The organism is Klebsiella sp. CN_Kp088 (assembly GCF_040064335.1).
Lineage (GTDB): Bacteria > Pseudomonadota > Gammaproteobacteria > Enterobacterales > Enterobacteriaceae > Klebsiella > Klebsiella aerogenes.
Genome location: NZ_JBEAIQ010000021.1, coordinates 102608 through 121389, shown reverse-complemented (window position 1 = coordinate 121389; position 18782 = coordinate 102608). Strand labels below are relative to the sequence as shown.

Genomic DNA, 18782 nt, shown 5'->3' with positions numbered 1-18782 from the left:
TTGGTCGGGGCGGCGAAACAGGATAAATTAGCCTTTTTAGCGATCACCGAGGCGCAAGATGGCGAACTGGCAGCAAATTGATGAACTGAATGATATTTCGGCGGATTTACCGCGTTTTAGCGATGCGCTGCAAGCGCTGGCCGAACGGTTGGGATTGGAGCTTGCGCCGCTGGACGCCGACCATATTTCGCTGCGTTGTCATCAAAATACGACGGCGGAGCGCTGGCGGCAGGGGCTGGAGCGTTGCGGCACGTTACTATCGGAAAATATCATTAATGGCCGCCCCATTTGCTTATTTAAGCTTGCCGAACCTATCTGTGTCGCCCACTGGCGCTTTACGGTTGTGGAGTTGCCCTGGCCGGGTGAAAAACGTTACCCGCACGAAGGCTGGGAACATATCGAAATCGTTCTGCCGGGTGACCCGGAAACCCTCAACGCTCGCGCCCTGGCCTCGCTTTCCGATGATGGACTCAGCCAGCCGGGGATTTTCGTGAAAACCAGTTCGCCGAAAGGGGAGCGTGAACGTTTGCCGAACCCGACGCTGGCGGTCACGGACGGCAAAGTGACCATTAAATTCCACCCCTGGTCGATCGAGCAAATCGTCGCCAGCGAGCGATCCGATACTTAACAGTGTGAAGCCGCGCGGCGTCTGCGGGGAAAAATCGTGACATGCTGTGTTGCCCGTGATGAAAATGGAGAAGGAATCGATGTTACTGGAAGTTTGCTGCTATAGCATGGAATGCGCGCTGGAGGCGCAGCGTTGCGGCGCCGATCGCATTGAACTTTGCGCCGCGCCGCAGGAGGGCGGGTTAACGCCGTCGTTGGGCGTGCTGCGTTCGGTGCGAAACAATATCTCGATTCCGGTTCATCCGATTATCCGTCCGCGCGGCGGCGATTTTTGTTACACCGACGGCGAGTTTGCCGCCATGCTGGATGATGTAGCGACGGTCAGAGATCTGGGTTTTGCTGGTCTGGTGATCGGCGTACTCGATGCTGACGGCCAGGTGGATATCCCCCGCATGCAAAAAATTATGGCGGCGGCGGGGCCGCTGGCGGTGACCTTCCACCGGGCCTTTGATATGTGCGCCGACCCGCGTCAGGCATGGCATTCGCTTGCTGAACTGGGGGTTGCGCGTATCCTCACTTCTGGACAACGGCCAACGGCGGAGCAAGGTCTTGCAAAAATTATGGAACTAATTGCGCTGGGCGATACTCCAATCATTATGGCCGGAGCGGGAGTGCGGGCTGCCAATCTGCAAAAGTTTCTGCAGGCAGGCCTCAAAGAGGTGCATAGCTCAGCGGGGCAGTGGTTGCCATCGCCGATGCGCTTTCGTAATCCGGGGTTATCGATGTCCACCGACGCAGATGCCGATGAATATTGCCGCTATGCCGTTAACGGCGAGGCGGTGGCGGAAATGAAACAAATTATTTCAGCCGCGCGGGATTAGCCCGCGAAGCTAACCGTTTTTTGCTGCACATCATGTCGCCCAATATGATGATTGCCCGTACCAGGCCCCTGCAATTTCAACAGGGGCCTTTTTTTATCCCGCGAGCGTCAGTAGTCGCTCGAGGTCAATTACGCTCTGGCCGCGGCTGCTTTTTTCGCCAGTGACTGCTGCGTCTCTGGTTTAGTGGCGACGATCACCGCGCGCAGCGGCGCGGGATAACCTTCCAGCGTTTTGCTGCTGTCATGTGGATCGAGGAAGTCGGCGAGTGATTCCGTCGTCATCCATTCGGTGCGGCGCTGCTCTTCGCTGGTGGTGACGCAGGTATCAACAATGCGCACATCGATGAATCCGCACTTCTCCAGCCACTGTTTTAGCGCGGCGGCGGAAGGAATGAAATAAACGTTACGCATTTGCGCGTAGCGGTCGCCGGGCACCAGCACGGTGTTCTCATCACCTTCAATGACCAGCGTCTCCAGTACCAGCTCGCCGCCGGGGGCTAACTGATCTTTGAGCTGCCACAGATGATCCAGCGGGGAACGGCGGTGATAGAGCACACCCATCGAAAAGACGGTATCAAAGGCTTCCAGCGCCGGCAGTTGTTCGATGCCTAGCGGCAGCAGGTGCGCGCGCTGATCGTTGCCGATGAGTTTGCGTACCGCTTCAAACTGGCATAAGAACAGCTGCGTTGGGTCGATACCGACCGCCAGATGCGCGCCGGCGCCAATCATCCGCCACATGTGATAACCACTGCCGCAGCCGACATCGAGGATAGTACGACCGGTGAGATCGGAAAGATGCGGCAGCACGCGTTCCCATTTCAGGTCGGAACGCCATTCGGTATCGATATTAATGCCATACAGCGAATAAGGGCCTTTACGCCACGGCATCAGGTTTCGCAGCAGATTCTCAATTCGCAGCTGGTGGCCTTCGCTGAGTGGCGTTTCGCTTTCCGCCGTGACGCTATGCAATAGATCGAGACGCCAGGGCGCCAGCTCGGGCAGAAACTCAACGGCGCGTTCCCATTCGCGAAACTTGCCGTGCAGCGCTTCGCGTTGCCAGGCCGCGACCTGAGCGGGCAGCGTTTCCAGCCAGTGGGAGAGCGGTCCTTTCGCGATCAACTGATAAAAATTACTGAAGTCGATCATGCCCGTTCCTCGGATTTAACCGCCACCAATGAACCAAAATTAAAGCACTGGAACCACAGTTCGGCATGTTCAAACCCCGCCTGGCGCAGTCGTGCTTTGTGGGTTTCCACTGAATCCGTCAGCATGACGTTTTCCAGCATGCTGCGCTTCTGGCTGATTTCCAGTTCGCTATAGCCATTGGCGCGTTTGAAGTCATGGTGCATGTTAAACAGCAGTTCGCCGACGTTGGCATCTTCAAAGCTGAATTTTTCGGAAAGCACCAGCGCGCCGCCCGGATTGAGCCCTTGATAGACTTTATCCAGGATCGCCTGACGTTCGCTCGGCTCGAGGAACTGAATAGTGAAGTTCAGCACGACCATGGAGGCATTTTCAATGGCGATATGGCGAATATCGCCCTCAATAACCTCAACCGGCGTCGGCGCTTTATAGGCATCAATATGACGACGGCAGCGTTCTACCATCGCCGGGGAGTTATCAATGGCGATAATTTTGCATCCCGGATGCGCGATATTGCGACGCACGGAAAGCGTCGCGGCGCCGAGCGAGCAGCCGAGATCGTAAACCTGAGTGTTTGGCTGAACAAAACGCTCAGCCAGCATGCCGATCATCGAAATAATATTGGAGTAACCAGGAACAGAGCGCTGGATCATATCCGGGAAGACTTCGGCTACCCGTTCATCAAAGGTCCAGTCGCCGAGACTGGCGATCGGCGCGGAAAAAAGCGTGTCGCGGTGAGACATAACGTTAAACCCGAAAAAACGAAAACGGCGTATTGTGCGCTAACGCAGGGAGAAAACCAACTCCCAGGGCATATACCACAGGTTAGCCAGCACCATCAGCAACAGCGAGCACCAGGTGGCGCTCATTCCGGAACGCCGCCAGCGGAACAGGCGATGATGGAAACCGTACGAGTGCATCAGGCGTCCGGCAATCAGCAAAATACCGCAAACGTGCACCATCCAGGTTAGCGCGCCGTTCATTTCCATGAACAACAGCAGAATGAGCCCAATGGGGACGTATTCCACCGCATTGCCATGAACGCGAATAGCGACCTGTAGTTCACTAAAACCACCGTCGCCATAGCCGACGCGATACTGCATGCGCAGACGTACCACGTCGAAGGAAAACTTGATTAACAATAACGCACCCAAAACCGCATACAGCGCGCTGACCATACCCAAAACTCCCTTTAATTATGTCAGGTGGCTCCGACTATCATAGCAGGATATCAGAAAAGCGAGGATTGCTGCGGAATTGACGGCGCGGCGCCGACGCCCGGCAGCACCGCACGTAAATCTTCCCATAGCGTATCCACCAGTTCAGGCGCCTGGGCGATATCCGGGGTATGTAGAAACAGCCATGGCGTGGCTGACTGATGCCACTTTGGCAGCGTCTGTAACCAGACGCGAAATAATTCGCGATTCTGCGCCATATCGTCGCTGCCGATAAAACGCACCATCGGCTGCTCCGCGGTCATGACCGCGTGAACCGGAACTTTGGGTTTCTTTTTTTGCGCGTCAATCATCGCCGGGTTGCGCGCGACGGCGCTATGTACCGGGCGGCTATCGAGGATCACGCGGTTGGCGTTGCGCTGGTGCAAGCCACGATTAAGCTGTTGTTCAGCATCGCCTTTGGCGAAAAACTCAGGATGGCGAACTTCAACGCCGTAGGTGAAGTTTTTCGGTAGCGTATCGAGAAACTGCCACAGGGCAGGGAGGTCGCGCGGGCCGAAGGTGGCGGGCAACTGAAGCCAGTACTGGCCGATGCGCGATTCCAGCGGCGCCAGACGAGTAAAAAATTCGTGGCTTAAGTCGTCGCAGTCGCGCAGCGCCGCCTGATGCGAAATCGTGGCCGGGAATTTGAAACAGAACCGAAAATCATCGTGAGTTTGTTGAAACCAGCGATCGACTATCTCGGCCTTTGGTAAGGCATACAGGGTGGTATTACCCTCCACGCAGTTAAAATGGCGGGCATACTCTTCAAGGCCGGTGATGCCAAGGCGCACCCATTTAGGGTGCGACCATTGCGGGAGCCCGATATAAATCATAAGGCGGCGAGAATGTCCTCAGTGCTGCGCACGCGGGCGATGCGCGGGAAGATATGGGTCATACTGCCCTGATGCTGTTCGGCGGAGGCGGCGCTGCATGCATCCTCGGCGATGACCAGACTGAAACCCAATTCCCAGGCATTGCGGGCGGTGGATTCCACGCCGATATTGGTGGAGATGCCGCACAGAATAATGGTGTCGATACCACGGCGGCGAAGCTGCAGTTCAAGATCGGTGCCGTAGAACGCGCCCCACTGGCGTTTCGTGACTTCGATATCGCTATCCTGTTTGCCGAGCGCCGGCGGATAGACCCACCAGTTTTCAGGTAATTTTACGGCGCCAGTCTGGGCATCTACCGGCTGTTTTAACGCTTCGGCGAAATCGGCGGACCAGCCCACTCGAACCATGATGACGGGCGAACCCTGTTGACGACATTTTTCAGCCAGCTTTGCCGCGCGCGTCACCACCTCGTCGGCGCGGTGCGGACCGCCGGCAAAAGGTAAAATGCCTTCTTGCAGGTCAATAATGACCAGCGCGGTCTTTTTCGCATTGAGTTCTAACATGGTATCCCCGTATCTTGTTCTGTTGTCAGGCCGCTACAATACCGTTGCTAATTCAGCTCAAGGGTAACAAATTTTGTTAATTTATGTGAGCACAAGCAATAAGCGCGCAGCAAAGCAGCGTACAAACTGCGTCGGGCTTATCGTCAGACAGAATTTCCAGTATAATAGCCGCCTTTTTTCATTCAGTAGTGACATTCAGCAAAGCTGCGACCTCGTCGCCTGCAAGGCAGGCAACATCCGCCTGCGGCTAAGTTAAGGGATATCTCATGCGTACAGAATATTGCGGACAGCTACGTCAGTCCCACGTGGGGCAGCAAGTGACCCTGTGTGGTTGGGTCAACCGTCGTCGTGATCTCGGTAGCCTTATCTTCATCGATATGCGCGACCGTGAAGGCATCGTGCAGGTGTTTTTCGATCCGGATCGTGCGGATGCATTAAAACTGGCTTCCGAACTGCGTAATGAGTTCTGCATCCAAATCACCGGTACCGTGCGCGCGCGCGAAGAGCGTAACGTCAACCGCGAGATGGCCACCGGCGAAATCGAAGTGCTGGCGTCTGACCTGACCATCATCAACCGCGCGGAAGCGCTGCCGCTGGACTCCAACCACGTCAACACCGAAGAAGCGCGCCTGAAATACCGCTATCTGGACCTGCGTCGTCCGGAAATGGCTCAGCGCCTGAAAACCCGCGCCAAAATCACCAGCTTCGTGCGCCGCTTCATGGACGATCACGGGTTCCTCGATATCGAAACCCCGATGCTGACCAAAGCTACGCCGGAAGGCGCGCGTGACTATCTGGTGCCGTCGCGCGTACATAAAGGTAAATTCTACGCGTTGCCGCAGTCTCCGCAGCTGTTCAAACAGCTACTGATGATGTCCGGCTTCGATCGTTACTATCAGATAGTCAAATGCTTCCGCGACGAAGACCTGCGTGCCGACCGTCAGCCTGAATTTACCCAGATTGATGTTGAAACCTCGTTCATGACCGCGCCGCAGGTGCGTGAAGTGATGGAAGATCTGGTACGTAAGCTGTGGCAGGACGTGAAGGGCGTAGACCTCGGTCAATTCCCGGTGATGACCTTTGCCGAAGCGGAGCGTCGTTACGGTTCCGATAAACCGGACCTGCGTAACCCGATGGAACTGGTAGACGTAGCCGATCTGGTGAAAGCAGTAGAATTCGCCGTCTTCTCTGGCCCGGCTAACGACGCCAAAGGCCGCGTTGCTGCCTTACGCGTACCGGGCGGTGCGGCGCTGACCCGTAAACAGATTGATGAATACGGCAAATTCGTGCAGATCTACGGTGCGAAAGGGTTGGCCTATATTAAAGTAACCGAGCGTGCGAAGGGCCTTGAAGGCATCAATAGCCCGGTGGCGAAATTCCTCAACGCCGAAATCGTGGAAGCTATCCTTGAGCGCACCGGCGCGCAGGACGGCGACATGATCTTCTTCGGCGCTGACAACAAGAAAGTGGTTGCTGATGCCCTCGGCGCGCTGCGTCTGAAGCTGGGCAAAGACCTGAATCTCACCGACGAGACCAAATGGGCGCCGCTGTGGGTTATCGACTTCCCAATGTTCGAAGACGACGGTGAAGGCGGCCTGACCGCGATGCACCACCCGTTCACCTCGCCGAAAGATATGACCGCCGCTGAGCTGAAAGCCGCGCCGGAAGACGCTGTGGCTAACGCCTACGACATGGTCATCAATGGCTACGAAGTCGGTGGTGGTTCGGTGCGTATCCACAGCGGTGAAATGCAGCAAACCGTGTTTGGTATTCTGGGCATTAACGAACAAGAACAGCGTGAAAAATTCGGCTTCCTGCTGGATGCGCTGAAATACGGTACCCCGCCGCACGCCGGCCTGGCGTTTGGCCTCGATCGCCTGACCATGCTGCTGACCGGTACCGATAACATCCGTGACGTTATCGCCTTCCCGAAAACCACGGCTGCCGCGTGCCTGATGACCGAAGCGCCGAGCTTCGCGAATCCTGCCGCGTTAGGCGAACTGGGGATTCAGGTTGTGGCGAAAGAGGCAAAAGAGTCTCCGGAGAACAACTAAGATGTCATTCAAGCTGCCCGTCTCCGTTCTGGTGGTGATTTACGCCGAAGATACGAAGCGGGTGCTGATGTTGCAGCGACGCGACGATCCCGCTTTCTGGCAGTCGGTTACCGGCAGCCTGGAAGAGGGGGAAACCGCGTTGCAGGCCGCCGCGCGCGAAGTAAAGGAAGAGGTCGCCATTGACGTTGCTCGCGAGCAACTGGCCTTAATTGACTGTCAGCGTACGGTGGAGTTCGAGATATTTTCTCACTTACGTCATCGCTATGCGCCGGGCGTCGAGCGCAATACGGAATTCTGGTTCCGTCTTGCGCTGCCCCATGAGCGCCAGATTGTTTTCACTGAACATCTGGATTACCGCTGGGTTAGCGCGTCGGATGCCGCCGCGCTAACTAAATCGTGGAGCAACCGGCAGGCGATTGAAGAATTTGTAATTAACGCCGGGTAACTTCCCGCGGCGTTTGCCGCGGAAAGACGGCTTTTTTGGAGAGTTTTTTATGGCAGGTCATAGTAAATGGGCCAACACCAAACACCGCAAAGCGGCGCAAGATGCCAAGCGCGGTAAGATCTTTACTAAAATCATTCGCGAGCTGGTCACCGCTGCGCGTCTGGGCGGCGGCGATCCGGCATCCAACCCGCGTCTGCGCGCGGCGGTAGATAAAGCGCTGTCCAACAACATGACTCGCGACACCCTGAACCGCGCCATCGCGCGCGGCGTCGGCGGTGATGAAGACGCGAACATGGAAACCATCATTTATGAAGGTTACGGCCCGGGCGGCACCGCGGTAATGGTTGAATGTCTGAGCGACAACCGTAACCGTACCGTAGCCGAAGTGCGCCATGCCTTTACCAAAACCGGTGGTAACCTCGGAACCGACGGTTCTGTGGCCTATCTGTTCAGCAAAAAAGGCGTGATCTCCTTCGAGAAAGGCGACGAAGACACCATCATGGAAGCTGCGCTGGAAGCGGGTGCTGAAGACGTTGTCACCTATGATGACGGCGCCATTGACGTTTACACCGCCTGGGAAGAGATGGGCGCGGTACGTGATGCGCTGGAAGCCGCAGGCCTGAAAGCCGATGCTGCTGAAGTCTCAATGATCCCGTCGACTAAAGCGGATATGGATGCGGAAACCGCGCCGAAGCTGCTGCGCCTTATTGATATGCTGGAAGACTGCGACGACGTGCAGGAAGTGTATCATAACGGCGAAATCTCTGATGAGGTTGCCGCAACGCTGTGATGCCGGTAGCCGGTATTGCGGGTGAGTTATTACTGGAGGCGCGTGATGGCCATTATTCTCGGCATTGACCCGGGGTCACGCGTGACCGGTTATGGCGTGATTCGCCAGGTCGGACGGCAGTTGAGCTACCTTGGCAGCGGATGTATCCGCACCAAAGTAGACGATCTGCCGTCGCGGCTTAAGCTGATTTACGCCGGCGTCACCGAAATTATTACCCAGTTCCAGCCCGACTATTTCGCTATCGAGCAGGTCTTTATGGCGAAAAATGCCGATTCGGCGTTGAAGCTTGGGCAGGCGCGCGGAGTGGCGATTGTCGCGGCGACGAACCAGGACCTGCCGGTCTTTGAGTACGCCGCCCGCCAGGTTAAGCAAACCGTCGTCGGCATTGGTAGCGCGGAAAAGAGCCAGGTACAGCATATGGTGCGTACCTTGCTGAAACTTCCGGCAAATCCGCAGGCGGATGCGGCGGATGCGCTGGCCATCGCCATCACCCATTGCCACCTTAGTCAGAACCTGGCTCAGATTAGCGAGACCCGGCTCAATCTGGCGCGAGGGCGGTTACGATAATCACAAATCAGGCTGGATATTCATCCAGCCTTTTTTTATGATAACGCATTAAACTTTCGGCCCTTTATTCAGGAGCGCTACGTGATAGGCAGACTCAGAGGCATCATTCTCGAAAAGCAACCCCCGCTGGTATTACTGGAAACCGGGGGCGTAGGTTATGAAGTCCATATGCCGATGACCTGCTTCTACGAGCTACCGGAAGCCGGGCAGGAAGCCATCGTCTTCACCCATTTTGTGGTACGCGAAGACGCGCAGCTGCTGTACGGCTTTAACAACAAGCAGGAACGCACCCTGTTTAAAGAGCTTATCAAAACCAACGGCGTCGGGCCGAAGCTGGCGCTGGCTATCCTTTCCGGCATGTCGGCGCAGCAGTTTGTGAACGCCGTTGAGCGTGAAGAAGTCGCCTCGCTGGTGAAACTGCCGGGTATCGGCAAGAAAACCGCCGAGCGTTTAATCGTCGAGATGAAAGATCGCTTCAAAGGCCTGCATGGCGACCTGTTTACTCCGGCCGCCGATCTGGTGCTGACCACGCCTGCCGGCCCAACTGCCGACGACGCGGAGCAAGAAGCGGTTGCCGCGCTGGTGGCGCTGGGCTATAAACCACAAGAGGCCAGCCGGATGGTGAGCAAAATCGCCCGTCCGGATGCTAACAGTGAAACGCTAATCCGCGAAGCGCTGCGCGCGGCGTTGTGAGGTAAGGGATGATTGAAGCAGATCGGCTGGTATCAGGCGACAGCATTGGTTTCGAAGAGGCCGCTGACCGCGCTATCCGCCCCAAATTGCTCGCAGAGTACGTCGGCCAGCCGCAGGTGCGTTCGCAGATGGAGATCTTTATCCAGGCGGCGAAACTGCGCGGCGATGCGCTCGATCACCTGTTAATTTTTGGCCCGCCAGGGTTGGGGAAAACCACCCTTGCCAATATCGTCGCCAACGAAATGGGCGTGAACCTGCGTACCACCTCCGGCCCGGTGCTGGAAAAGGCCGGCGACCTGGCGGCAATGCTGACCAACCTTGAGCCGCATGATGTCCTGTTTATTGATGAAATCCACCGCCTTTCACCGGTAGTGGAAGAGGTGCTGTATCCGGCGATGGAAGATTACCAGCTGGATATCATGATTGGCGAAGGCCCGGCCGCGCGCTCGATTAAAATCGATCTGCCGCCGTTTACCCTGATTGGCGCCACCACCCGCGCCGGCTCATTGACTTCGCCGCTGCGCGACCGCTTCGGTATCGTACAGCGCCTCGAGTTTTATCAGGTGCCTGACCTGCAGCATATCGTTGGTCGCAGCGCCCGTCATATGGGGCTGGAGATGAGCGAGGAAGGGGCGCTGGAAGTCGCCCGCCGCGCACGCGGTACGCCGCGTATCGCCAACCGCCTGCTGCGCCGGGTGCGCGACTTTGCCGAAGTGCGCCACGATGGCTCTATCTCGGCGGAAATCGCCGCTCAGGCGCTGGATATGCTCAACGTGGATGCCGAAGGGTTTGATTATATGGATCGCAAGCTGCTATTGGCGGTGATCGATAAATTCTTTGGTGGTCCGGTCGGCCTCGATAACCTCGCGGCGGCTATTGGCGAGGAGCGGGAAACCATTGAAGACGTACTGGAGCCGTACTTAATTCAGCAGGGGTTCCTGCAGCGTACGCCGCGTGGCCGAATGGCGACGGTGCGCGCCTGGAATCACTTCGGTATTACCCCGCCGGAAATGCCCTGATGAAATCCGGTAGCTTTGCGCTACCGGGTACCCTCTCAATCAACTCGCCGTTTTCTTCATCATACTCAGAACAAACAGCGCCGCTGCGCACAGCACAACTGAAGGCCCTGCTGGGGTATCGTAGAATGCCGAGAAGGTTAATCCCCCGGTTACCGCCAGCATACCCACGCCAACGGCTACCGCGGCCATCTGTTCCGGCGTGCGGGCAAAGCGGCGGGCGGTAGCGGCCGGGATTATCAACAGCGAAGTGATGATCAGCGCGCCGACGAATTTCATTGCCACGCCGATAGTCAATGCCGTCACCAGCATCAGCAGCAGCTTAACCCGCTGTAACTTCACGCCGTCAACAAACGCTAAATCAGGGCTGATGGTCATCGCCAGCAGGTTACGCCACTGCCAGAGCAATATCGCGACCACCACCACTACGCCTAATGCAATGGAGATTAAATCCTGTGGGGTAACGGCTAACAGATCGCCAAACAGATAGGCCATCAGGTCGACGCGAACGTTCGACATCAGGCTCACCACCACCAGACCGAGCGACAGCGCGCTGTGGGCCATAATACCCAGCAGGGTATCGACCGCCAGGTGAGGGCGTTTTTCCAGCCACACCAGGCCGCCCGCCAGCAGCAGCGTGACCACGATAACCGCATAAAACGGATTCACGTTGAGCAGCAGCCCAAACGCCACCCCAAGTAGCGAAGCATGCGCCAGCGTATCGCCAAAGTATGACATTCTCCGCCAGACCACGAACGAACCCAGGGGGCCCGCCGCGCAGGCAAGCATCATGCCGGCTAACCAGCCGGGTAACAGTAATTCAATCATTAGCGGCCATTTCCCCGACGCAGTACAATCCGCCCCTGCAGGTCGTGGCGGTGATTATGTTGGTGACGATAAATCCCCAGCTGTTCCGCGCCGCGCGGGCCGAACATGGAGATAAATTCCGGGTGCATCGAGACCACTTCCGGAGTTCCGGAGCAGCAAATATGCTGGTTCAGGCACAGCACTTCATCGGTTTTGGCCATGACGAGGTGCAGATCGTGGGAAACCATTAAGACCGCGCAGTTCAGCTCCTGACGCAGTTGATTAATTAAATCATACAGCGCCACCTGCCCATTGACGTCGACGCCCTGGGTAGGTTCATCCAGCACCAGCAGTTGTGGTTGATTCAGCAGGGCGCGCGCCAGCAACACGCGCTGGGTTTCGCCGCCGGAGAGCTTTTGCATTGGCGCATCGATAAGATGCCCGGCCTGCACGCGCTGCAGCGCCGGCATAATATCCTGTTTGCGCGTACCTGGACGTAAGCGCATAAAGCGGCTGACCGTCAGCGGCATGGTCGCATCAAGATGTAGTTTTTGCGGCACATAGCCGATACGCAGATTTTTCTCGCGCTGGATAGCACCTTCGGTCGGCGTCACCAGGCCGAGCACTACGCGTACCAGCGTCGATTTCCCGGCGCCGTTCGGGCCAAGAAGCGTTAAAATTTTGCCTGGTTTTAGCGTTAGCGAAATGTCAGACAACACGCGCCGCTGGCCGTAGACGACCGCGACTTTTTCCAGCGTTACAAGATTCGTCATGTCAAATTAGGGGTTGCACTAGCGATTGAATGTTATAATATCACATCACTTTCGCTCATTACGATGATTAGTCGCATTATGTTACATAAAAATACGCTTCTTTGCGCTGGACTTAGCGCCGCTTTTTTGTTCGCTCATGCCCCGGTAGCTAATGCCGCCGTCGTCGCTTCCATGAAACCCCTTGGCTTTATCGCTTCCGCTATCGCCGATGGCGTGACGGAGACTCAGGTGTTATTGCCTGACGGGGCTTCCGAGCATGATTATTCACTACGCCCGTCTGATGTAAAACGCTTACAGAACGCAGACTTAGTGGTATGGATTGGTCCAGAAATGGAAGCATTCATGGACAAGTCAACGCAAAGCATTGCGGAGCAGAAAAAGGTCACCATCGCCCAGTTGGATGGGGTGAAACCGTTGCTCATCAAAGGGACGGATGATGACGATGAGGAACATGGTCACGAACATGCTAATGGCGAAAAAAGTGACGGCGATCACCATCACGGCATTTACAATATGCATCTGTGGCTCTCCCCAGAGATAGCGCGGCTCTCAGCGGTTGCAATCCACGATAAATTATTGGAACTTATGCCGCAGAGTCGAGCCAAACTTGACGCCAACCTGAAGGAATTTGAGGCAAAATTAGCCGCAACCGACAAACAGGTGAGTAACGAGCTGGCGCCGGTGAAAGGTAAGGGGTATTTCGTTTTTCATGATGCCTATGGCTACTACGAAAAACATTACGGTTTGACCTCATTGGGGCATTTTACCGTCAACCCTGAAATCCAGCCTGGTGCGCAGCGTTTACACGAAATAAGAACACAGTTGGTTGAGCAAAAAGCGACTTGCGTTTTTGCTGAGCCACAATTCAGGCCAGCGGTCATCGAAGCTGTTGCCAGGGGGACCTCCGTGCGCATGGGAACCCTGGATCCACTTGGAATCGGAATTAAGTTGGGTAAAGACAGTTACCCTCAGTTCCTGAGCCAGTTGGGGCATCAGTATTCAAGCTGCCTGAAAGGAGATTAACGAGGAAGTGAATACGTGCAACAGATAGCCCGCGCTGTCACTCAGGCATTCAACAATCTGCCGCGACCCCATCGCGTTATGCTGGGGTCGTTGAGCGTTCTAACGTTAGCGGTCGCCGTCTGGCGGCCCTACATCTACCACCCGGAATCAGCCCCGATAGTCAGAACGATTGAGCTGGAAAAAAGCGAAATCCGCTCTCTGCTGCCGGAAGCTTCCGAACCCATCGATCAGGCGCCGCAGGAAGAAGAAGCTATCCCGCAGGATGAGCTCGATGACAAATCCGATAGCGACTCCGGCGGCCATGAATATGTGGTTTCTACCGGCGATACGCTGAGCAGTATTCTTAATCAGTACGGTATTGATATGGGCGATATCGCTCAACTCTCCTCTGCTGATAAAGAGCTGCGTAATCTTAAAATTGGTCAACAGCTCTCCTGGACGCTAACCGCTGATGGCGATCTACAAAGCTTGACGTGGGAGATGTCGCGCCGTGAGACGCGTACTTATAACCGCGTCGCCAATGGTTTTAAAATGAGCAGCGAGCTGCAGAAAGGGGATTGGGTCAACAACGTCCTGAAAGGCACCGTTGGCGCCAGCTTCGTCTCCAGCGCCCGTGATGCTGGCCTTACCAGCTCGGAAATCAGCGCGGTCATCAAAGCGATGCAGTGGCAGATGGACTTCCGTAAGCTGAAAAAAGGCGATGAATTCTCGGTCCTGATGTCGCGTGAAATGCTTGATGGCAAGCGCGAGCAGAGCCAGCTGTTAGGCGTGCGTTTACGTTCCGATGGCAAAGACTATTACGCGATCCGCGCCGAAGATGGCAAATTCTACGATCGCAACGGTACGGGCCTGGCGAAGGGCTTCCTGCGCTTCCCGACCTCGCGTCAGTTCCGCGTGTCGTCTAACTTCAACCCGCGTCGCCTGAATCCAGTGACCGGGCGCGTCGCGCCGCATCGCGGCGTTGACTTCGCTATGCCGCAGGGCACGCCGGTGCTTTCCGTCGGCGATGGTGAAGTGGTGGTGGCGAAACGCAGCGGCGCGGCAGGCTACTATGTTGCCGTGCGTCATGGCCGAACCTATACCACCCGCTATATGCACCTGCGCAAGCTGCTGGTGAAACCGGGGCAGAAAGTGAAACGCGGCGATCGTATCGCGCTGTCGGGCAATACCGGGCGTTCTACTGGCCCGCACCTGCACTATGAAGTCTGGATTAACCAGCAGGCGGTTAACCCGCTGACGGCGAAACTGCCGCGTACCGAAGGCTTAACCGGTTCCGATCGTACCGATTATCTGGCGCAGGCCAAAGAAGTTATCCCGCAACTGCGCTTTGATTAGCCTGAATAATCATTACAGAAAGCCGGCGCCCGTAATGCGCCGGCTTTTTCTTTTGTGCGATGAGTGACGTATCGCTAAACTAAGCCATTATCTTTATTGATTGAGCAGACCTTCTGCGGACCGGGCATGGAAACGAAAAAAAATAACATTGAGTTTATCCCCAAATTTGAGAAATCTTTTTTACTGCCGCGCTATTGGGGCGCGTGGTTGGGCGTTTTCGCCTTCGCCGGTATTGCGCTGACCCCTCCCTCTTTCCGCGATCCTATTCTCGGCAAACTGGGGCGTTTCGTTGGGCGTCTGGCAAAGAGCTCGCGCCGTCGGGCGCAGATTAACCTGTTGTACTGCTTCCCGGAAAAAAGCGAGCAAGAGCGTGAAGCGATCATCGATGCAATGTATATGTCGGCTCCGCAGGCAATGGTGATGATGGCCGAACTCGGCATGCGCGATCCGCAGCGCGTGATGTCCCGCGTTGACTGGCAAGGGAAAGAGATCATCGACGAGCTGCAGCGTAATAATGAAAAGGTCATCTTTTTAGTGCCGCACGCCTGGGGCGTGGATATTCCGGCGATGCTGATGGCTTCGGGTGGGCAAAAAATGGCGGCGATGTTCCATAACCAGGGGAATCCGGTATTTGACTATGTCTGGAACACCGTGCGCCGTCGTTTCGGCGGGCGGATGCACGCGCGTAACGATGGCATTAAGCCATTTATTCAATCGGTTCGCCAGGGATACTGGGGCTATTATCTGCCCGACCAGGATCACGGCGCCGAGCATAGCGAATTTGTCGATTTCTTCGCGACTTATAAAGCGACTCTTCCGGCGATTGGTCGTTTGATGAAAGTCTGCCGCGCGCGTGTAGTGCCGCTGTTCCCGGTGTATGACGGTAAAACGCATCGCCTGACGGTGCTGGTGCGCCCGCCGATGGACGATCTGCTGGAAGCTGATGATACGACGATTGCGCGCCGTATGAACGAAGAGGTTGAGATTTTCGTCAGGCCGCATCCTGAGCAGTATACCTGGATCCTGAAACTGCTGAAGACGCGTAAGCCGGGCGAAACCGAGCCTTACAAGCGCAACGAACTGTTTCCGAAGAAGTAAGCTGTATGCTGCGCTGAGCAGAGCTACGGCGCCTGCATTTACCAGACCGTAGGCCGGATAAGGCGCAGCCGCCATCCGGCGCAAAAGCGGCGCCTTATCCGCGGATATTGCCCGGCGGCGCTGCGCTTGCGCGGGCCTACAAAACATTTCCGTATGCTACCATCGCCGGCATGTTGTGATGCCTGTATTTACCAGGATAACAATCATAAAAAAGCCTCCGTAAGGAGGCTTTCCCATCACTGAAGGCGATTACTCAACGGTCAGGATACGGGTGGTGTTGGTGCTGCCGATGGTGCTCATCACGTCGCCCTGGGTGACGACCACCAGGTCGCCGGAGACCAGATAGCCTTTATCACGCAGCAGGTTAACCGCGTCGTGCGCGGCGGCAACGCCGTCGTTATGGCTGTCGAAATGCACCGGCGTCACGCCACGATAGAGCGCCGTCAGGTTCAGAGTACGCTCGTGACGGGAGAGGGCGAAAATTGGCAGTCCGGAGCTGATACGTGAAGTCATCAACGCGGTGCGGCCGGACTCGGTCATGGTGATAATCGCGGTAATACCTTTCAGGTGGTTGGCCGCATACATCGCCGACATGGCAATCGCTTCTTCGACATTGTCGAACTGGACGTCAAGACGGTGTTTGGAAACGTTGAGACTTGGGATCTTCTCCGCGCCCAGGCACACCCGCGCCATCGCGGCGACGGTTTCTGACGGATACTGGCCGGCAGCGGTTTCTGCGGAGAGCATCACGGCATCGGTACCGTCCAGTACGGCGTTCGCCACGTCCATGACTTCCGCGCGGGTCGGCATCGGATTGGTAATCATTGATTCCATCATCTGCGTGGCGGTGATGACCGAGCGATTAAGCTGGCGAGCGCGGCGGATCAGCGCCTTCTGGATACCCACCAATTCCGGATCGCCGATTTCCACACCGAGATCGCCGCGAGCTACCATCACCACATCGGAGGCGAGAATAACGTCGTCCATGGCATCCTGGTCGCAGACCGCTTCCGCACGCTCGACTTTAGCGACGATTTTCGCATCGCAGCCAGCGTCACGGGCCAGACGGCGAGCGTAGTTCAGGTCTTCGCCGCAGCGCGGGAAGGAGACCGCCAGGTAATCAACGCCAATTTTTGCGGCGGTAACGATATCGGCTTTGTCTTTATCGGTTAACGCTTCTGCAGACAGCCCGCCGCCGAGTTTGTTGATACCTTTATTGTTAGATAGCGGGCCACCAACGGTAACTTCGGTGAAAACTTTCATCCCCTGTACTTCCAGGACCTTCAGCTGCACGCGTCCATCGTCGAGCAGCAGGATATCGCCTGGAACGACGTCCGCCGGCAGGCCTTTATAGTCGATGCCGACTTTTTCTTTATCGCCTTCGCCTTTGCCCAGGTTGGCGTCGAGCAGGAATTTGTCGCCAATGTTGAGGAAAATTTTGCCTTCTTTGAAGGTAGAGACGCGGATTTTCGGCCCCTGCAGGTCGCCGAGAATCGCAACGTGGCGGCCCAGTTTTGCTGCAATTTCACGGACTTTGTCTGCGCGGAGTTGGTGATCTTCCGGGGTACCGTGAGAGAAGTTCATGCGTACGACGTTAGCGCCCGCGGCGATAACTTTTTCGAGGTTGTTATCGCGGTCAGTTGCTGGGCCTAAGGTCGTTACGATTTTGGTTCTGCGAAGCCTTCTGGACATGTAATACTCCGTTGACTGAAACAACTTTGGTGTTGCGTGAACATGGATTCGGTAGCGCCAAATCCGCTAACGGGCGGAACTGCTACGCTACCGGGATATAATTGGTCTCTGACTTATAATGACTATTATTGTTTATCACTACTAATGAGTAGTTCTTTATCAAAGCGCGATTCCTTCAGCGCTTCCTTGACCCTCTTCAAGTTATCTCTGAATTTTGCTCCACGGCGCAGGGTAAAGCCGGTCGCCAGCACATCAATCACCGTGAGCTGGGCCAGGCGCGACACCATCGGCATATAAATATCGGTGTCTTCCGGAACATCCAGGGTAATGGCCAGCGTCGACTCCCGCGCCAGCGGGGTCCCGGCCGAAGTGATGGCAATGACCATGGCATCGTTTTCACGCGCTAACTGCGCCAGTTCAACCAGGCTTTTGGTGCGTCCGGTATGTGAAATGATGACCACCACGTCATCATCGTTACAATTCATACAGCTCATGCGCTGTAGGACAATATCGTCGGAGTAGATGACCGGGACGTTAAAACGGAAAAATTTATTCATCGCGTCATGCGCGACGGCTGCTGAAGACCCCAGGCCGAAGAAGGAAATTTTCTTCGCCTGGGTAAGCAGATCGACTGCCCGGTTGACCGCGGACATATCCAGCGCATGATGTACCTGATCGAGGCTGGCCATCGCCGATTCGAAAATTTTCGCCGTATAGGATTCGACGCTGTCGTCTTCATCGACATTACGGTTAACATAGAGGGTACCGTGTGCCAGACTTTGCGCCAGGTGCAGTTTAAAATCGGGGAACCCCCGGGTTTCCAGGCTGCGACAAAATCGGTTTACGGTCGGCTCGCTGACGCCGGCTTCCAGCGCGAGGGCCGCTATGCTTGAGTGAATGGCCTGCGCCGGTGTGGCAAGAATGACTTCCGCCACTTTGCGTTCAGATTTGCTAAGGTTTTCCAGTCGGGACTGGATTTTTTCCAGCATGTTCATTGTTTACAGGCGCTCATCAATGGAAACGATTTCATTAATGGGTGAAATCATCAGGCGTTTTAGCAAGAATATACCCCTCCGCAATCAGAAGCGGTGAGGAATGACGAGAAAAAATGTCGTTTTTTTTCATTACATGATCAGAGTCGTATTTTACTAACTGAATACCAGACGAAACAACGAACATTCTTAGCCTGATGCCCAATTTGTCGGCGAACGCTTTTCCTCTATGTGCGGTAACGTCGGGAAAGCACCGCCAAGGGTTTCAGGAAATTCGTAAACACAGTACAGTGC

Annotated in this window: 19 protein-coding genes and 1 pseudogene; 11 read left to right on the top strand and 9 right to left on the bottom strand. The window is 55.8% G+C overall.

Annotated features, from left to right (window positions below):
• The first annotated feature begins 58 nt into the window (after window positions 1-58).
• Complete coding sequence (locus tag ABLV08_RS11210) at window positions 59-628, top strand: VOC family protein (protein ID WP_348855844.1); 570 nt, start codon at window positions 59-61, stop codon at window positions 626-628.
• Between the two features lie 79 nt (window positions 629-707).
• Window positions 708-1448, top strand: coding sequence for a copper homeostasis protein CutC (gene cutC, locus ABLV08_RS11205; RefSeq protein WP_015365979.1), 741 nt, complete (start codon window positions 708-710; stop codon window positions 1446-1448).
• A 128-nt stretch (window positions 1449-1576) separates the two neighbouring features.
• On the opposite strand, the gene cmoB is transcribed toward cutC, so the two are convergent.
• From cmoB to ABLV08_RS11180, 5 genes are read right to left on the bottom strand one after another with little or no spacing between them, the layout of a single operon-like run.
• Window positions 1577-2593 (bottom strand): tRNA 5-methoxyuridine(34)/uridine 5-oxyacetic acid(34) synthase CmoB, encoded by a 1017-nt coding sequence (gene cmoB / locus ABLV08_RS11200; protein ID WP_015365980.1) that lies wholly within the window; start codon window positions 2591-2593, stop codon window positions 1577-1579.
• Window positions 2590-3333: a carboxy-S-adenosyl-L-methionine synthase CmoA gene (gene cmoA, locus ABLV08_RS11195; protein ID WP_015365981.1), complete on the bottom strand. Its 744-nt coding sequence runs from the start codon at window positions 3331-3333 to the stop codon at window positions 2590-2592. The genes cmoB and cmoA overlap by 4 nt, the downstream gene beginning before the upstream one ends.
• A 39-nt stretch (window positions 3334-3372) precedes the next feature.
• Window positions 3373-3768, bottom strand: a complete 396-nt coding sequence (locus ABLV08_RS11190; RefSeq protein WP_015365982.1) for an MAPEG family protein — start codon at window positions 3766-3768, stop codon at window positions 3373-3375.
• 53 nt (window positions 3769-3821) lie between these two features.
• Window positions 3822-4640, bottom strand: coding sequence for a DUF72 domain-containing protein (locus ABLV08_RS11185; protein WP_015705960.1), 819 nt, complete (start codon window positions 4638-4640; stop codon window positions 3822-3824).
• The gene (locus tag ABLV08_RS11180; RefSeq protein WP_015705959.1) at window positions 4637-5203 is read right to left on the bottom strand and encodes a hydrolase; all 567 of its coding nucleotides are present in this window, start codon (window positions 5201-5203) and stop codon (window positions 4637-4639) included. The genes ABLV08_RS11185 and ABLV08_RS11180 overlap by 4 nt, the downstream gene beginning before the upstream one ends.
• Before the next feature lie 266 nt (window positions 5204-5469).
• Here ABLV08_RS11180 and aspS point away from each other — a divergent pair, with 266 nt between their 5' ends.
• The 6 genes from aspS (at window position 5470) to ruvB (ending at window position 10771) form a co-directional block, all read left to right on the top strand.
• On the top strand, window positions 5470-7257 hold the full coding sequence (gene aspS / locus ABLV08_RS11175) for an aspartate--tRNA ligase (RefSeq protein WP_020078458.1): 1788 nt from the start codon (window positions 5470-5472) through the stop codon (window positions 7255-7257).
• 1 nt (window position 7258) lies between these two features.
• A complete protein-coding gene (gene nudB, locus ABLV08_RS11170; RefSeq protein WP_015365986.1) occupies window positions 7259-7702 on the top strand; it encodes a dihydroneopterin triphosphate diphosphatase in 444 nt (147 codons plus the stop codon).
• A 49-nt stretch (window positions 7703-7751) separates the two neighbouring features.
• The gene (locus tag ABLV08_RS11165; protein ID WP_015365987.1) at window positions 7752-8492 is read left to right on the top strand and encodes a YebC/PmpR family DNA-binding transcriptional regulator; all 741 of its coding nucleotides are present in this window, start codon (window positions 7752-7754) and stop codon (window positions 8490-8492) included.
• Between the two features lie 45 nt (window positions 8493-8537).
• Window positions 8538-9059 (top strand): crossover junction endodeoxyribonuclease RuvC, encoded by a 522-nt coding sequence (gene ruvC, locus ABLV08_RS11160; protein WP_015365988.1) that lies wholly within the window; start codon window positions 8538-8540, stop codon window positions 9057-9059.
• Between the two features lie 81 nt (window positions 9060-9140).
• Entirely contained in the window at window positions 9141-9752 is a 612-nt protein-coding gene (gene ruvA, locus ABLV08_RS11155) for a Holliday junction branch migration protein RuvA (protein WP_015365989.1), read from the top strand.
• 8 nt (window positions 9753-9760) lie between these two features.
• Complete coding sequence (ruvB, locus tag ABLV08_RS11150) at window positions 9761-10771, top strand: Holliday junction branch migration DNA helicase RuvB (protein ID WP_015705957.1); 1011 nt, start codon at window positions 9761-9763, stop codon at window positions 10769-10771.
• A gap of 39 nt (window positions 10772-10810) precedes the next feature.
• Here ruvB and znuB read toward each other — a convergent pair whose 3' ends face one another.
• Complete coding sequence (znuB, locus tag ABLV08_RS11145; protein WP_015705956.1) at window positions 10811-11596, bottom strand: zinc ABC transporter permease subunit ZnuB; 786 nt, start codon at window positions 11594-11596, stop codon at window positions 10811-10813.
• Window positions 11596-12348, bottom strand: coding sequence for a zinc ABC transporter ATP-binding protein ZnuC (gene znuC / locus ABLV08_RS11140; protein ID WP_015705955.1), 753 nt, complete (start codon window positions 12346-12348; stop codon window positions 11596-11598). Before znuC ends, znuB begins: the two co-directional genes overlap by 1 nt.
• Window positions 12349-12426: 78 nt before the next feature.
• Between znuC and znuA the strand changes: the two genes are divergently transcribed.
• The 3 genes from znuA to lpxM all read left to right on the top strand — a co-directional run bounded on the left by znuA (window position 12427) and on the right by lpxM (window position 15804).
• Window positions 12427-13371 (top strand): zinc ABC transporter substrate-binding protein ZnuA, encoded by a 945-nt coding sequence (gene znuA / locus ABLV08_RS11135; RefSeq protein WP_348855842.1) that lies wholly within the window; start codon window positions 12427-12429, stop codon window positions 13369-13371.
• 15 nt (window positions 13372-13386) lie between these two features.
• The gene (mepM, locus tag ABLV08_RS11130; protein WP_015365994.1) at window positions 13387-14706 is read left to right on the top strand and encodes a murein DD-endopeptidase MepM; all 1320 of its coding nucleotides are present in this window, start codon (window positions 13387-13389) and stop codon (window positions 14704-14706) included.
• 126 nt (window positions 14707-14832) lie between these two features.
• On the top strand, window positions 14833-15804 hold the full coding sequence (gene lpxM / locus ABLV08_RS11125; protein ID WP_032705956.1) for a lauroyl-Kdo(2)-lipid IV(A) myristoyltransferase: 972 nt from the start codon (window positions 14833-14835) through the stop codon (window positions 15802-15804).
• A gap of 249 nt (window positions 15805-16053) precedes the next feature.
• Here lpxM and pyk read toward each other — a convergent pair whose 3' ends face one another.
• Entirely contained in the window at window positions 16054-17496 is a 1443-nt protein-coding gene (gene pyk / locus ABLV08_RS11120; RefSeq protein WP_015365996.1) for a pyruvate kinase, read from the bottom strand.
• 125 nt (window positions 17497-17621) lie between these two features.
• Window positions 17622-18526 (bottom strand): annotated as a pseudogene (locus ABLV08_RS11115) (MurR/RpiR family transcriptional regulator).
• Window positions 18527-18782: the final 256 nt, after the last annotated feature.